The organism is Natronospira proteinivora, from assembly GCF_024170465.1.
Taxonomy (GTDB): domain Bacteria; phylum Pseudomonadota; class Gammaproteobacteria; order Natronospirales; family Natronospiraceae; genus Natronospira; species Natronospira proteinivora.
Genome location: NZ_JALJYF010000001.1, coordinates 299,025 through 314,684, shown reverse-complemented (window position 1 = coordinate 314,684; position 15,660 = coordinate 299,025). Strand labels below are relative to the sequence as shown.

Annotated in this window: 14 protein-coding genes and 1 riboswitch; of the genes, 2 read left to right on the top strand and 12 right to left on the bottom strand. The window is 61.2% G+C overall.

Annotation, left to right across the window (positions count from 1 at the left end):
- Positions 1 to 86: 86 nt before the first annotated feature.
- From bluB to radA, 4 genes are all read right to left on the bottom strand, one after another.
- Positions 87 to 743: a 5,6-dimethylbenzimidazole synthase gene (gene bluB, locus J2T60_RS01455; RefSeq protein ID WP_253444420.1), complete on the bottom strand. Its 657-nt coding sequence runs from the start codon at positions 741 to 743 to the stop codon at positions 87 to 89.
- Between the two features lie 19 nt (positions 744 to 762).
- A complete protein-coding gene (locus tag J2T60_RS01450; protein ID WP_253444418.1) occupies positions 763 to 2,232 on the bottom strand; it encodes a PepSY domain-containing protein in 1,470 nt (489 codons plus the stop codon).
- Positions 2,232 to 4,172, bottom strand: coding sequence for a TonB-dependent receptor plug domain-containing protein (locus J2T60_RS01445; protein WP_253444416.1), 1,941 nt, complete (start codon positions 4,170 to 4,172; stop codon positions 2,232 to 2,234). The genes J2T60_RS01450 and J2T60_RS01445 overlap by 1 nt, the downstream gene beginning before the upstream one ends.
- 140 nt (positions 4,173 to 4,312) lie before the next feature.
- Positions 4,313 to 4,530: riboswitch (cobalamin riboswitch) on the bottom strand.
- A gap of 27 nt (positions 4,531 to 4,557) precedes the next feature.
- The gene (gene radA / locus J2T60_RS01440; protein ID WP_253444412.1) at positions 4,558 to 5,952 is read right to left on the bottom strand and encodes a DNA repair protein RadA; all 1,395 of its coding nucleotides are present in this window, start codon (positions 5,950 to 5,952) and stop codon (positions 4,558 to 4,560) included.
- A 210-nt stretch (positions 5,953 to 6,162) separates the two neighbouring features.
- Between radA and J2T60_RS01435 the strand changes: the two genes are divergently transcribed.
- Complete coding sequence (locus tag J2T60_RS01435; RefSeq protein ID WP_253444409.1) at positions 6,163 to 6,984, top strand: Stp1/IreP family PP2C-type Ser/Thr phosphatase; 822 nt, start codon at positions 6,163 to 6,165, stop codon at positions 6,982 to 6,984.
- Between the two features lie 46 nt (positions 6,985 to 7,030).
- A complete protein-coding gene (locus J2T60_RS01430; protein WP_253444406.1) occupies positions 7,031 to 7,693 on the top strand; it encodes an FHA domain-containing protein in 663 nt (220 codons plus the stop codon).
- Between the two features lie 21 nt (positions 7,694 to 7,714).
- Here the strand turns inward: J2T60_RS01430 and alr are convergent, their stop codons facing one another.
- The 8 genes from alr to rnr all read right to left on the bottom strand — a co-directional run bounded on the left by alr (position 7,715) and on the right by rnr (position 15,572).
- Positions 7,715 to 8,806, bottom strand: coding sequence for an alanine racemase (alr, locus tag J2T60_RS01425; protein ID WP_253444403.1), 1,092 nt, complete (start codon positions 8,804 to 8,806; stop codon positions 7,715 to 7,717).
- Positions 8,807 to 8,809: 3 nt separating this feature from the next.
- A complete protein-coding gene (gene dnaB, locus J2T60_RS01420; protein ID WP_253444400.1) occupies positions 8,810 to 10,198 on the bottom strand; it encodes a replicative DNA helicase in 1,389 nt (462 codons plus the stop codon).
- A 109-nt stretch (positions 10,199 to 10,307) separates the two neighbouring features.
- Positions 10,308 to 10,757, bottom strand: coding sequence for a 50S ribosomal protein L9 (gene rplI, locus J2T60_RS01415; protein ID WP_253444397.1), 450 nt, complete (start codon positions 10,755 to 10,757; stop codon positions 10,308 to 10,310).
- 25 nt (positions 10,758 to 10,782) lie between these two features.
- Positions 10,783 to 11,688: a YybS family protein gene (locus tag J2T60_RS01410; protein ID WP_253444394.1), complete on the bottom strand. Its 906-nt coding sequence runs from the start codon at positions 11,686 to 11,688 to the stop codon at positions 10,783 to 10,785.
- Positions 11,689 to 11,742: 54 nt separating this feature from the next.
- The gene (rpsR, locus tag J2T60_RS01405) at positions 11,743 to 11,973 is read right to left on the bottom strand and encodes a 30S ribosomal protein S18 (RefSeq protein WP_253444391.1); all 231 of its coding nucleotides are present in this window, start codon (positions 11,971 to 11,973) and stop codon (positions 11,743 to 11,745) included.
- A 33-nt stretch (positions 11,974 to 12,006) separates the two neighbouring features.
- Complete coding sequence (rpsF, locus tag J2T60_RS01400; protein WP_253444388.1) at positions 12,007 to 12,366, bottom strand: 30S ribosomal protein S6; 360 nt, start codon at positions 12,364 to 12,366, stop codon at positions 12,007 to 12,009.
- A 178-nt stretch (positions 12,367 to 12,544) separates the two neighbouring features.
- Positions 12,545 to 13,279 carry a 23S rRNA (guanosine(2251)-2'-O)-methyltransferase RlmB gene (gene rlmB / locus J2T60_RS01395; RefSeq protein WP_253444385.1) on the bottom strand — a complete coding sequence of 245 codons (735 nt, stop codon included), beginning with the start codon at positions 13,277 to 13,279 and terminating at the stop codon, positions 12,545 to 12,547.
- Positions 13,272 to 15,572, bottom strand: a complete 2,301-nt coding sequence (rnr, locus tag J2T60_RS01390; RefSeq protein WP_253444382.1) for a ribonuclease R — start codon at positions 15,570 to 15,572, stop codon at positions 13,272 to 13,274. The genes rlmB and rnr overlap by 8 nt, the downstream gene beginning before the upstream one ends.
- Positions 15,573 to 15,660 lie beyond the last annotated feature (88 nt).

The window sequence follows — 15,660 nt, the reverse complement described above, 5'->3', positions numbered from 1 at the left end:
GGTGGGACTGGCCAGGGCTGTGCGCGGCAGGGATGTCGCGCACAGAGCCCCAGGGATGGGTCCATGCGTCCCTGGCATGGGGATGATCAAAAGGACTTGCTCTCATCCCAACGGTTTCCCATCAGGAAGTGCTCCAAGGCCTCGGCACGTGTCCAGCCTTCCTGCTCCAGCATGGGTCGTTCATAAAAGGCCTCTACATGGCCCAGGCAGAGAACGGCAATGGGACTGGCCCCCGCCGGCAAGGCCAACAAGCGGGCCAATGCATCGGGCTCGAAGAGCGACACCCAGCCCATGCCCAGACCTTCCGCCCGGGCCGCCAGCCAAAGGTTTTGAATGGCGCAGGCGGCGGAGGCCAGATCCATCTCCGGCATGGTCCGCCGTCCAAAGACATGCTGCTCACGCTTGTCGGGCAATACCACCACCAGTAACTCTCCGCACTCCTGAATCCCTTCCACTTTAAGACGCATGAATGCACTGCCGTCCTCCCCCAAGGCCTCGGCCGTGCGTTGCCGTTCGGCCTCCACCACCCCGCCGATGCCTTCCCGCACAGCACGGTCCGTCACCCGGATGAAGCGCCAGGGCTGCATCAAGCCCACACTGGGGGCCTGGTGGGCGGCTGAAAGCACCCGGGCCAGACAATCCTCCGATACCGGATCCGGGAGGAAATGACGCATATCCCGTCGCTCGGCAATGACGCGATAAACCGCAGCCCGCTCGGCTTCACTGAAGGCATGGGATGTCATGAAATTCCCCTTGTTTGCGTTATTTGCGTTTAAAGTAACGAACCGTGAACCAGACACCGGTCAAGGAAAACAAGGCCCCACCACTCATCAACACAACCACCAATGCGTACCAGCCCATACTCCCGGGATTAAGCACCGGAAAGTCCAGGCTATGCAGGCCGTTGTACAGCCAGCGATTCAAGCGACGGCGGGGGGTGGACTGGCGCAAGACTTCGCCGGTCTTGGGGAAAATGTAGAGATGAACCCCATTGTCATACTCGGCCCGATAAACCGGCAAGGGTGGCTTTTCCCCTCTGACCCGCGCGGCACGGCCAGGATAATAGTAATGATCATAATCCGCTTGCCGATGAAACCCCTGCAGACTCATGCCCGGCAAACCATCAGCCGCCTCTCTGATCTGCTGCCGAGACAAAAACATCTCAGAGGGGCTTTCGGAAGCCGACCACAATTCACGCTCACCGCTTTCATTGCTTAGGAGAAGATACGGCCGGCCCATAAACTGCCATAGCTTGACCTCCCGTGTTGAGGATGCGTGCCGCTCTGGAACGCCCGCTGGTTCAATGGCCAGCCACTGCCCCAGTGATCCACTCATGGGCGCGCCCATGGTGACATCCATGGAGACTGGCGCACGATCCGCGGAGGCCCATCGGAAAGGGTCCAGGGAGAGCAAGCCACTGAGCAGCCAGGTGGCCACCAAAACACCAAAGGCCAGCCCCAGGTAATGGTGCCATTGCATCCAACCCCGGTAAGGGCTCATGCCCTTACGGCGCCGGCGTTTCAGCATCATCAGTCCGAGGATCAGGCCACTCAGGCAAGCAAGCAGTCCCAGGCCGGCCAGCCACATCACCAGCTGCCGCCAAAAACCACTCATCTCCCGCAGTCGCGTGGGGTAAATCCAGTGAACAATGGCACCGGCATAGGCCCAGCCACGCTCTGATCCGGTGGTCTGATGGACCCGCTCCCCGGTGGCTTCCGAGAAATAGAGTGTGGTGGACACCGAATCCGCCAAGCTGACCCGCCACAGGGGACGAAAGGCATCGAAGCCAGCGGAAAGAGTCCACTGATCGGGGCGTTCCAGACGATCAATCGCCCGGACCACCCAGGCCGTTTCTTCATCCAGGCGGGATTCGAGGGTGACCCGGTCCAGTGGAGGGACTACCTCGCCGGAATCGGCATAGAGACTCTGCCAACCGTGCTCACTGAGGACATGCAGCTTGGGGCGATCCCAGGGTTGATTGAGGCGAACACCATCGATCGCCTCCAGCCCCAGACGGGATGCCGCTGCTTCCACTGGGACCGCCAGTTTCTCCGTTTCCATTGTCGACAAGGCGGATAAGCGTTCACTGTCCGCCATTCGGGGATAACCATGGAACATCATGACGATGCCGGAGATAAACCACAGCAGCATGAGCAGGCTCAGCCCCAAACCGAGATAGCGATGCAGGGGCATCAGCCATCGCAGCAGCTGTTTTTTCAGCGAGCCGGCCATCAGAACCGCCGGCCATAGGCCAGCTGAAGATTACGGGGTGGGCCCAGGGTCTCGTATTGAAAGGGCCCGCCGTCTGGCGTCATCGCCTGACTCACCCCCGAGGCATAGCGGTGATCCAGCAGATTCTCCAGGCGAACCGTAAGCCGATGCTCGCCATGAGCACCAAAGGCACGCCAAGCACTGGCATCCAGAACCGTGAAATCACCGTATTGCTGGGGACCGAAATCCGCCAGGGTGCTGGTGTTGGAACCTGTGTGGCGGGCCTGTAACTGCCAACCATATTGCGGCGCATTCCAGGCAACACGGGCATTGATAAACCATTCCGGAATGCCGTCAATCTGCTGGGATTGTCCTTTCTCCCGGGCATCGGCCCAGGTGAGGTTTAAATCCCCCGACCAGCCTGTTTGCCCACCCACCGTCAGGGTGGCCTCACCACCGCGAACCCGGACCGATCGCTCGCTATTGATATACATGCCGTCGGCCACCGAGATCAGGTCCTGGATTTCCCGATAAAAACCACCGACTTGCCATTGAGCATTCAGGCCCAAGGGCCCGCTGACTGCGAGATTGAAATTCAGGCTTTCCTCCGGCGACAGGTCCTCGTTGCCGGCGGGAAAATCTTCATCAACCACGAATAGCTCAAAGGCGGAAGGCAAACGGAAGTTGCTGCCGGCACCGGCGGTCAATTCCAAGTGCCCGGGCAGGGGCTGGGCAAAGCTGAGGTTCCAGATCGACTGATCACCACCGAAATCAGAGCGGTTGAAACGCGCCCCCACTGCCAATCGGCTGTCCGGGGAAAAGCTCAATCGCGGCCGGTACTGGACAAAGGCGGCCGCGACGGCTTCAGCCTTGCCGTCAATACGCAGTACAAAGTCCTCCCCCTGGTAGCGCTGGTAATCCAATCCACCCAGCAGTTCTGAGCCGGACTCGGTGATATGACGGGCGGTCAGGTTGATGCCCTGGTCATCAAAGCCCCAGGGATCCCGATCATTGATCACATCCACCTGGCCGTCCTGGTCGAGGGACAGTCGGGTGTAGTCCGTCCACCATTCATGCCAATAAGCCTTGAGGAAATAGCCCGTTCGCTCGCTCAACTGCTGATCCCATTTCAACGACAGGATGTGCTCGGAGCGGTCATTGAAGCTTTCGAAATTGGCCACGGGCCGGGGAAAGTCCGCCCGCACGTCGTTTCTCAGAAAGAGCAAATTCAAGGATTGGTCCTGGCCCAGCGGCAGATGATAGCGGCCACCGTAGGAAGTCCGGTTAAAGCCCCGGGGCAGGCGCCGGGCGTTCTCCTGGTAGGCTTCATCCCGGTAAGGTTGATAGCCTTCTGACTGATCCTGCTCGGCGAAAACAATCCAATGCCCCAGGGCATCGCTGCCGCGAACATGGCCGCCCAGGCGGCGATCCCCCAAGGAGCCCACAGCCCCGCTCATACTGCCGCCGGATTCGGGGCCGGGTTTGCGCAGGACAATATTTACCACGCCGGCCACCGCCTGGGTCCCATAAAACAGGCCCTGCCCGCCTTTCAGCACCTCAATGCGCTCGATCATGTGGGTGCTGATGGAGTCCAGGGGAGAGGTGTCACCAAACAGACGGTTGTTGATCCGAACCCCATCCACCAACCAAAGCACGTCCTCACTGCGAGAGCCCTGCAGAGAGACAGAGGCATAATCCCCGCGCCCGGCCCGGGGAGAGACGAACAGACCCGGCACACTGCCCTGCAAGGCCTGACCCACATCACTGACGCCGCTACGATCCAACACCTCCCGGTCGAGAATCCACAACTCGGCGCCATAGCGGGAAAGATCCGTCGGCAAGGTTTCTTCCAAAGACGAACCATGGACCACCACGGTGTCCAGGTTCAGGCCGTGATCGCTGGCACTGGCCAAAAGGGGAAGGCAAACAAGACAAAAAACGGCAGGTCGTAATCTAAACATTCAGGTCTCCATTCACTACAGGTAAGTGATGGAGCCCTCACGAAGCGTTATCGGGGATACAAGGTTATTGCGCCCAGGGGGGCAGAGGAAGATACCTTGGATCCGAACACCTTAGACGCGAAGGCTCGGTCAGCGGCCGATCAATCGGCCGCGCTTCGGCAGGTATTCGGACTTAGGGGCGAGTGTGACGGATCGTCACATGGACCTTGGATCACGGCTTCCCATCCCGTGCGGGACAGTGCCTGGGGTCGCCCCCTGTGATCCTCGTTCCCCAATACCGCTGCGCGTCAGTCCCGGATTCTCACCGGGTTCCCTGCACCACCCAAAAGTGGCGCTTTCCGAAGCGGTGGCTAATCTACCTTTCTGGAGGGTAATCGTCAAAGATCTATTCGGCATCTCGAAGGATGGCGTCGATGGCATCCCCCAGACGCCGGACGGGGATGATCTTCATGCCGTCGGGGCTCTTGCGGGGGGCATTGGCGCGCGGGACGATGGCCAGCTTGAACCCGTGCTTGGCCGCCTCATACAAGCGTTCTTCACCGTTGTAGACCGGCCGCACCTCGCCGGACAGGCCAATCTCGCCGAACACCACCATACCCTTGGGCAAGGGCTTGTCCCGGAAACTGGACAAGGCGGCCAGCAGCAGGGGCAGGTCGGCGGCGGTTTCTTCCACTTTCAGCCCCCCCACCACATTGATGAAGACGTCCTGATCCCCCATGGCAATACCGCCATGGCGATGCATCACCGCCAGCAGCATGGAGAGGCGGTTCTGATCCAGGCCCACCGCCACCCGGCGAGGATTATGGGTCTGGGAGCTGTCCACCAGGGCCTGGACTTCCACCAGCAGGGGCCGGCTGCCTTCCCGGGCCACCATAACCGCCGAACCGCTGACATCGCTCTGGTGGCCCGAAAGAAAGATGGCCGAAGGGTTGCGAACTTCCTTCAGGCCGGCCTCGTCCATGGCGAATACTCCTAGCTCGTTAACGGCGCCAAAGCGGTTTTTCACCGCCCGGATTACCCGATAACGACTGCCGGCGTCGTTTTCGAAGTACAGCACCGTATCCACCATATGCTCCAGGACCCGGGGCCCGGCAATCTGGCCTTCCTTGGTGACATGGCCCACCAGAAAGACGGCGGTGCCGGTCTGCTTGGCAAAACGCACCAGCTGGGAGGCGGATTCACGCAACTGGCCCACGGCCCCGGGGGCCGACTGCACCCCCTCGGAAAAGATGGTCTGGATGGAATCCACCACCAGGACCCGGGGTTTTTCCACCTCGGCGGTGGCAATGATCTGCTCCACGCAGGTCTCCGCGGCCAGGCGCAGAGGGAATTCCCCTACGGCCAGCCGCTCGGCCCGAATACGAACCTGCTCCAGGGACTCCTCCCCGGTGACATACAACACGCCCCGGTTTTCGGACAGCCGGGCACAGGCCTGGAGCAACAGCGTGGATTTCCCGATGCCCGGATCACCGCCGATCAGTACGGCCGAACCGGAGACCAAACCGCCGCCGAGCACCCGGTCCAGCTCGCCCACGCCGGTGGAGGTCCGGGGGGCTTCCTTGCTTTGCACCTCATTGAGGCTCACCACCACACCCGATGATCCGGCGTACTGGCCCCGGTTGCGACCGCCGGCGCTTCCGCCCCCGACCTTGGGAGGCGTGGCCCCGATGCGGCTCTCCACCAAGGTATTCCAGGCACCGCAATCCATGCACTGCCCGGACCACTTGGGTGCCTGGGCACCACAGGCCTCACATTCATAAACGGTCTTTGCCTTGGCCATAGCTCAATCCCTGATTGAATCCAAATGAATCATGGTTTGCGGTGAAGCATCTTATCATTGCCCAAGCGGGTGCTTGCCGCGCCACCCGGTGTTGCCGGTATACTCAGGTCCATTGAGGTTCGGGGGGACCCCCCTCCGGGTGGTTCAGGCAGGCTCGGCAGCGGCCCTTTGCAATAATGGGCCGGGGAGAGACTGCGGACAGGGGATCGTATGGCTGCCGAGGGACAGTTGGCTGCAGCCGGCCGCACGGACACCGGCCGCAAGCGTCCGCACAATGAGGATGCCATTGAAATGGCCCCGGAAGCCGGCCTGATGGTGCTGGCCGATGGCATGGGCGGCTACAGCGCCGGGGAAGTGGCCAGCCGACTGGCCGTGGAAACCGTCCTGCAGGTTGTCCGTAATGCCAGCCCCATGGAACGCGGCGACCGGGTATTACAGGAGGCCGTGGCCAAGGCCAACCGCATCATTCTGGAAAAGGCCCAGGAAGATCCCGACCGCCAGGGCATGGGCACCACGGTGGCCATCTGCCTTTTCCGGGGCCGGCGCGTCACCCTGGCCCATGTGGGGGATTCCCGGGTCTATCGCTTGCGCCGGGGACGGCTCAAGCAACTCACCACCGACCATTCCCTGAACCAGGAACTGCTGGACCGTGGCTATTACACCCGCCTGGAAGCCCGCCAGGCCAATAACCGGCATGTGATCACGCGTGCGCTGGGTGTCGGCCCGCAGGTGGAAGCCAGCATTTGTGAGGAAACCGTGGCGGATGGGGATATTTTCCTGCTCTGCTCGGATGGCCTCACCGACATGGTGGATGACCACAGCATTCGATACACCCTGGAAAATGCCGGGGGTGATCTGCAGGAACGGGCCGATCAGCTGATCAAGCGCGCCAACGAGCTGGGCGGACGGGACAATATCTCGGTCATCCTGGTCCAGGCCGGCCAGACGCTGGAAGGCCTGGACCGCTCTCCCTTGTTACAGCTGGCCAGGCAACTGGGAGAGTGGCTCAAATCCAAACGGGCCCAGCCATGATCGACAAGCAGGACCTATTCGTACCGAACACCCCAGGGAGAACAGAATGGCAAAGCTGAGTGTTTTCTATCGAGGCAAGCTCTACAGCGAATTCGAAATCAAAAAACGGGCAACCCTCGGTCGCCAGAAAGATAACGATATTCACCTGGATGAATCCACGGTTAGCGGTCACCACGCCCGGGTGGTCATTCGGGATGATCACTTCTGTGTGGAGGATCTTGAAAGCACCAATGGCACCTACCTGGGGGATCGTCGCATCCGCCGGGTGGGCCTTCGGAACGGCGATGCCTTTCACATCGGCCCCTTCCAGGTCCGCTTCAGCGGGCCCAGCGCCCCTCCCAGCTTTCAGGACACCATGATTCTCCACCTGGATGATATTAAGGATTCCCGATCCGATGTGGATCAGGTCATGGCGGAAGTGGCCGATGACCCCATTGATGATGGGAAGGAAAGTCGCATCGAGGTACTCAACGGCAACAATGCCGGTGAGGCTCTGGTGCTGGAAGAAGCCATCACCACGGTAGGCGTGCGGGGCAAGCAGGTGGCTGCGGTAACCCGGCGCCGGGACGGTTTCTATCTGGTGCCGGTGGCCGGCGGCAGTCCTCGAATCAACGGGCGCGAGAATGGCCCCGCATCGGTGCGGCTGAACGATGGCGATGAACTGGAAGTGGCCGGTGTCCGCCTGGCCTTCCGGCAGAACCCGGTCTAGCAGGCGGCGGGCTGGCGAGGCCTAGTCCACATCGAACTTGACCCGCCGGGTCACCCCGCAAAGCAACTCATAGGGAATGGTGCCCGCATGGCGGGCCACCGTTTCCACCGGTAGCCGGGCCTCACCGCCTTCGCTTTCCCCCCATAGAATCACTTCATCCCCCACCCGAGCCTGGGGATGATCGCTGAGATCAACGGTGATCATGTCCATGGATACCCTGCCCACCACCCGGCTCGGCCGACCATTGATCAATACCGGCGTGCCATTCGCCACATGCCAGGGATAGCCATCGCCGTAGCCAATGGCCGCAATCCCCAGAGGCATGTCATGGGCGGCCGACCAGCCGCCGCCATATCCCACACGACCGCCCTTTTCCACCGATTTGATGGCGATCAGTTCGGTGCTGACTGTCATGGCCGGCAGCAGACCTACATCCCGGCCATGACGATCGCTAAAGGGGGTAACGCCGTAGAGCATGATACCCGGGCGAATCCATTGTTCATGGGATTCCGGCCAGTCGATAACACCCGCGGAATTGGCGATGGAACGTTCACCCGGCCAATCCCGGGTCAATGCCTTGAATTGGCGAATCTGCTCGCCGGTATCGGGCGTGCCTTGGAGTTCATCGGCGGAGGCCAGATGGGTCATGTAGCGCAGGGGGCCTTCGGCCAGATTGCCCCGCTGTATCCGGGCCAGAACGGCTTCTGCCTGCTCGGGGGGAAAACCCAGGCGATGCATGCCGGTGTCGATCTTGAGCCAGAGCTTCTGGGGCAGGCCGGAGGCTTCCAGCACGTCCAGCTGGGCATGATCGTGCAGCACCAACTCAAAGCCATTCTCGCGAACCAGCTCCACTTCCCGCTGACGATGAATGCCTTCCAATAGCACCACCGGATGTCCCAGACCGGCTGAACGAATTTCCAGGGCTTCTTCCAGGCAGGCCACGGCAAAGGCATCCGCCCCCCGAAAGGCCCGAGCCGCCTCTACCAAACCGTGTCCATAGCCATTGGCCTTCACACAGGCCATGATCCGCGTACCCGGGGCGATTTCACGGGCCCGGGTCAGATTGTGACGCAGGGCATCGGTGTTGATTCGGGCACGGGTCGCACGCGTCAAGGATTACTCCATGAACTCGTCTTCACTGATGTAATTTTCGAAGCGGGTAAAGCTGCCCAGGAAGGTAGTGATCACCTTGCCTGTGGGTCCGTTACGCTGCTTCTCGATAATCAACTCGGCCATGCCCTTGTGCGGGGTGTCCGGGTTATAGACCTCATCCCGGTAGATAAACACAATCACGTCGGCATCCTGCTCGATGCCCCCGGATTCACGCAGGTCAGCCATCTTGGGCCGCTTGTCCGGACGCTGCTCCAGGTTACGGTTCAGCTGGGACAAGGCAATCACCGGCACGTCCAACTCCTTGGCCAGGGCCTTCAAGCCCCGGGAGATCTCGGAAATCTCATTGGTACGGTTCTCGGACATGCCCGCCACCCGCATCAGCTGCAGGTAATCCACCACCACCAGGCCCAGGCCGTGCTCCCGCTTGATACGCCGACAGCGGGCCCGCAGTTCCGTGGGCGTCAGAGCCGGGGTGTCATCGATGAAAATGGGCGCCTCGGACATCAGATGAATGGCCGAAGTGATCCGGGGCCAGTCTTCCTCGGAGATATCACCGTTGCGAACCTTGGATTGATCCACCCGGCCCAGGGAAGAAATCATCCGCATGGCCAGCTGTTCACCGGACATCTCCATGCTGAAAATCGCCACCGGCTGCTTGGAATGAATGGCCGCATGCTCGGCAAAGTTCATGGCCAGGGAGGTCTTGCCCATGGAGGGCCGTGCCGCAAGGATGATCAGGTCACTGCGCTGCATGCCGGAGGTCATCTCGTCGAACTTGTCGATTCCAGAGGCGGTCCCCGTGAGGGACTCATCGGAATTGATCAACTCGTCGATCCGCTCAACCGCATCTCGCAACAGGCTTTTGATGGGGATATAAGTCTGGGATTTGCGACTGCCCTGTTCGGCAATCTCAAAGACCAGCTTCTCGGCGTCCTCGATCAGCTCCTTGCTGCCCCGGCCATCCGGCACGAAAGCGCTTTCGCTGAGCTCATTGCCGATGCGAATGAGCTGGCGCAGTACCGAGCGTTCGCGAACGATATCGGCATAGGCGCGAACATTGGCGGCACTGGGGGTATCCTTGGCCAGGGCACCCAGATAGGCCAGACCACCGGCGTCATCCAGCTCACCCCGATTGTCCAAAAACTCGGAGACGGTGACCGCATCACTGGGATCGCCCTTTTCAGCCAATGCGGCCAGGGCACGGAAGATGATCTGGTGATCGCGACGATAGAAGTCGCTGTCGGAGATGAGATCGGCCACATGGTCCCAGCTGCTGTTGTCCAGCATCAGGGCACCAAGCACCGCTTGCTCGGCCTCAACGGAATGAGGCGGGACCTTGATGGCGTCCGCCGCCGGGTCACCCTTGGAAAAGGATTCTGCCGAGCCGACCATACTGCCTCCCCGACGGACTAGCACATGCATTCACCCCAGGCCGGGCCGTGGCCGGGATCAATCACTGATTATGCACCGCCGGGTGGATACCCGGCGGTGCACCGATAACTTACTCTTGGCCGATGACCGTGACCGTAATGCTCACGTCCACATCGCTATGCAGATGCAAATCCACCTGATACTCGCCGGCCTCGCGGATGGGACCATCCTGCATGCGAATTTCCTTGCGCTCGACTTCGTGGCCCTGCTCGTTGAGCTTGGCTTCGATGTCGATGGGCCCCACGGAGCCGAAGAGCTTACCCTCGGAGCCGGACTTGGCCGTGATCTCCAGGTTAATACCTTCCAGCTTCTCGGCGCGGGCCTTGGCCGCTTCCAGGGCCTCGGCGGCTTGTTTTTCAAGCTCGGCACGACGGGCCTCGAACTCAGCAACGTTTTCCTTGGTCGCCGGCTTGGCAATGCCGTAAGGAACGAGATAGTTACGGCCGTAACCGGGCTTGACGGTGACTTTGTCACCCAGGGCGCCGAGGTTTTCGACCTTATCGAGAAGAATGACTTCCATAGCGTCTACCTACGTGGTTTTTTGGTTAATCATCCGAACCGTTCGGCGGCTGCTTAGCCGGCGCATAACGGGCTCTGAAATCAATCACATTGTCCAGTATGGCTAATGCCGCCAGCACACTCATGGCCGCTACCGAGAACAGCAAGAGCAGGCCATAGACCGGCAACAGCCAGAAGCCGCTCAGGCCGCGTCGATGCACCATGGCATGGCAGACGGCCAGCCCCTGGAGCATCATCACCATGATGGCCACCAGGGCCAGGTTATCCAGCACGGCCAGGTTAGTCACAGCCGAGAGGATAAACAGTGCCCCACCCAGCAGGATCGCGACCTGCCCATGGCGGAATTCGTGGAACTCCGCCCGAAATCCACCCGGATTATACAGGATGGCTTGCCACCAGCGCCCCAGAAACAGACTGAGGATCAGCGCTAGGCTGAAGGCTGTCGCCAACATACCCGGCAATCTCAGGGCCATCTGATCCAGCTCCTGATCAGAAGGCGGCCCTTGCGGGCGCTCTTCAAACAAGGGCATCAGCCATTGATCGATGATCGCCCGGCCGAGACGAATGACCTCATCTTCGGCCGTATGCAGCATCAGCACCAGGCCGATGGCAAATATCGCGGCCAGCTGACAGGCCCGTGCCAAGGAGCCACTGCGATGCAGCGCCCAGGTCATGACCAACACCGGCAACCACAGTGACAGGGCGGCGGCCGAAATCTGCCAAGCCGAAGCCCCAACCATCAGGGAAACAGGAATCAATCCCGCCGCGGCCAGCAAGGCCACACCCAACCCTTCCCGGGGCCCCTGCCTGAGACCCACCAGGGCCACCAGACCGCCGCCCAGCAGGCCCAGCCACTGCACAGCGCCCATCATCCAGACACTGAGGACGGCCCGCCAGCGGCTGCTCATTATCCAAGCGAGTACCGCCTGCATGGGGTGCTCCTATCGGCGCCACGCCCGGCCCGAAGGCTCGGGCGAGGCAGCCACTCAGTTGGAGTGGCTGTCGCTGTAGGGCAGCAGCGCCAGATAACGGGCCCGCTTTACGGCCTTGGACAGCTGACGCTGATAAAAGGCGGCGGTACCGGTAATCCGGCTGGGAACAATCTTGCCTGTTTCAGTGACATAGGCCCGCAGGGTGCTGAGATCCTTGTAATCGATCTCCTTGACGCCCTCAGCGGTGAAACGACAAAACTTACGACGACGGAAAAAACGTGCCATGTGGTGTACTCCTGATCCGATCGATGGCCGCGCTTAAGCGCTGGCGGTGTCTTCTTCTCTGCTCTTCTCTTCGCCTTCCGGCTTGGACAGCGGAGAGGGCTCGGTCACGGCCTCTTCACGGCTGATGACCAGATGCCGAATGACGGCATCGTTGAAGTGGAAGGCGGACAGGATTTCGTCCAGGGCTTCCTTGGTGCACTCCACGTTCATCAGAACGTAGTGAGCCTTGAGCACCTTGTTGATCGGATAGGCCAGCTGACGGCGGCCCCAGTCTTCCATGCGATGAACCTTGCCATCGGCGGACTCGATAATGGACTGGTAGCGCTCGACCATGGCCGGGACCTGATCACTCTGGTCCGGGTGGGTCAGAAAAACGATTTCGTAATGACGCATTGCGTTAAAACTCCCTTCGGATTCGGCCTCCCGCCAGGGCCATCCCGGACGGTGAAGCAGAGAGTGCGACCTGGACCATCCAGCGCCGCAGTAAAAAACAAAAACCCCCGGACCTGGGCCCGGGGATTAGTCAGCGAATTCTAGAGCAAGGCGGCCACAGAGGCAAGCCCGCCCCAGTTCACCGCCCCCCTCCGCCCCGCTGACGGACGGCTTCGTAGAGGCATACCCCGGCCGTGACCGAGACATTCAGGCTTTCCACCGTCCCGGCCATGGGCAACGAGCCCAGGAAATCACAATGTTCCCGGGTCAACCGCCGCAATCCATCCGCTTCCGCCCCCATGACCAGGGCCAGGGGGCCGGTCAAATCCAGCTCGTAGAGGCTTTGATCGGCCTCCCCGGCCAAGCCGGCCACCCACACCCCGGCAGTCTTGAGCTGCTCCAGGGACCGGGCCAGATTGGTGACTTGCAGGAAAGGCACGGTCTCGGCACCCCCGGCGGCCACCTTGCGGGCAGCCGGACTCAGGGGGCTGGAACGGTCCTTGGGGACGATCACCGCATCCACACCGGCGGCATCGGCAGTGCGCAGACATGCCCCCAGGTTCTGAGGGTCCTGAACCCCGTCCAGCACCAGCAGCAACAGGGACTCGCCCGCCTCCGCCCGCTGGACCAGCTGGTCCATATCGGTCTGGTTCTCACCGATCTCGGCCCGGGCCGCCACGCCCTGGTGGCGGTCGGTGCCGGCCAGGATGGTGAGCTGCTGCTTGTCGGTACTTAGCACGGGAATGCCCGCCCCCCGGGCGGTATCCGCCAGCTCACGCACCCGGCGATTGCTGGCGGCCACGTGCAACTCTTTCACCCGGCCGGCAGCCAGGGCCGCCCGAACCGGATGCACGCCAGCCAGAAATTCAGTCACCCTTGCCCTCGCTATCCGGCTTCTTCGCGGCCTTCTTACGGCTGCCCTTCTTGCCGCCCCGCTTGCGCTTGGGCTTGCGACCACCCCGGTCGGAGGGCTTTTCCTCGCTGGCTTCCGCCGGTTCCAGATCGATCTTGCGCTCATCCGGATCCACCCGGACCACGCGCACCCGAATGGTGTCGGTCAGTCGGAAGATACGCCCGGAGCGCTCCCCCACCATGCGATGGCCGGCGGGATCGAACTTGTAATAGTCATTGGGCAAGCCGGTGACATGCACCAGCCCTTCCACATGCACTTCCTTGAGCTTCACGAACAGACCGAAAGAGGTCACCCCCACGATCATGGCGTCATACTCTTCGCCCACCCGACTCTGCATGAACTCGCATTTGAGGGTATCGGCGGCATCCCGGGTGGCTTCGTCGGCCCGACGCTCGGTGGAGGAACAATGCCCGCCGATCCGCTCCATATCCTTGACGCTGTAGGGATATTCATCCTCGGGCAGCTTTCTCAGCACATGCTTGATGGCGCGATGAACCAGCAGATCGGGGTAACGCCGGATCGGCGAAGTGAAATGCAGATAGGTATCGTGCGCCAGGCCAAAGTGGCCCACATTCTTGGGGCTATAGACGGCCTGCTTTAGCGAACGCAGCAAGACCGTCTGGATCAGGGTGGAATCCTCCCGGCCCTGGGCCTGCTTGAGCACCTCGGCATAGTGCCCGGGATCGGGCTCTTCATCGCCCTTCAGGGTCAGGCCCAGCTTGCCCAAAAAGTCCCGCAGATCACTGACCTTCTCTTCCGCCGGGCCTTCATGCACCCGGTACAGGGTGGGCATCTCGTGCTTGGCCAGGAAACGGCCGGTGGCCACATTGGCCGCGATCATGCACTCCTCGATAATGCGGTGAGCGTCGTTGCGTTCCACCGGCACAATCTTCTCGATCTTGCCGAAATCATCAAAGACGAACTTGGTCTCGATGGTGTCAAAATCAATCGCACCCCGCTGCTGACGGCGCTTAATCAGGACCTTGAACAGTTCATGCAGGTTTTCCACATTGCCCAGCACATGCTGGTATTGCTCGCGAAGAGCCTTGTCCCCCTGCAACATGGCCGAGACCTTGTTGTAGGTCAGACGGGCGTGGGAGCGAATCACCCCTTCGTGAAAATGACTTTCCTTGACCGTTCCTTCCTTGTCCATGATCAACTCGCAGACCATGGTCAGGCGATCCACGTCCGGATTCAGGGAACACAGACCGTTGGAAAGCACCTCCGGCAGCATAGGGATCACATGGCCGGGAAAATACACCGAAGTCCCGCGCCGATAGGCTTCCGCATCCAGGGCGCTATCGGGTTGTACATACTCGGCCACATCGGCAATCGCCACCATCAGGCGGAAACCGCCGTTATCCAGGCGCTCGCAGAGCACCGCATCATCGAAATCCTTGGCGGTTTCATCATCGATGGTGACCAGGGGCAGATCACGCAGATCCTTGCGGCCGGCTTTACTGGACTCGGCCACCGAATCACCAAAGGCCTTGGCCTCCGCTTCCACGCCTTCGGGCCAGTCCCGGGGCAGGCCGTGGGAATGCACGGCGATATCGATTTCCATACCGGCATCGCGATGGGCACCTAGGACCTTGTCCACCCGGCCAATGGGCTGGTTGCGGCGGGAGGGGTACATTTCCAGCAACACCTGCACGATCTGGCCGTGCTTGGCCCCGCCCCGCTTCTCCGGCGGCACGAAGATGTCCTGGTTGTAACGGCTGTTATCCGGCACCACGAAGCTGATGCCGGATTCCTCGAAATAGCGACCGATCAGATCCTCGGTATTGCGCTCCAGGATCCGGGCCAGTGAGCCCACCGAGCGTCCCCGCCGGTCCACATCAATCACCCGCACGGCCACTCGGTCACCGTGCATGATCTCGCGCATTTCCCGGGGCGGCATGAAGATATCACCGCCCCCGTCGTCGGGCGTGCAAAACCCGAAGCCGTCCCGATGGGCCACCACCGTGCCGGTGACCAATCCCACCCGGTCCACCAGGCAAAGGGCCTCGCGGCGGTTGGTGATCAGCTGCCCATCGCGGATCATGGCCTTGATCCGGAAACCCAGGGCTTCCACCTCTTCCGGATCCATCAGGCCCAGGCTCTCCACCAGCTCATCAAACTCCTGGGGTTCGCCCAACTCCTCCATATGCTTGAGGATGTACTCCCGGGAGGGAATGGGTTTCTCGTAACGACGAGCCTCGCGGCCCGCCTTCGGGTCGTCTTTCCAGCGTGTTTTGTTGTTTGTATCAGTCATATGCTCATTGTCTCATTATTCGCGGTCCAACGGACAGCCCCAGCCGCCCCAAGCGGTCCCCGGGGCGGCCTTCAGGCCGGGCTTGGTT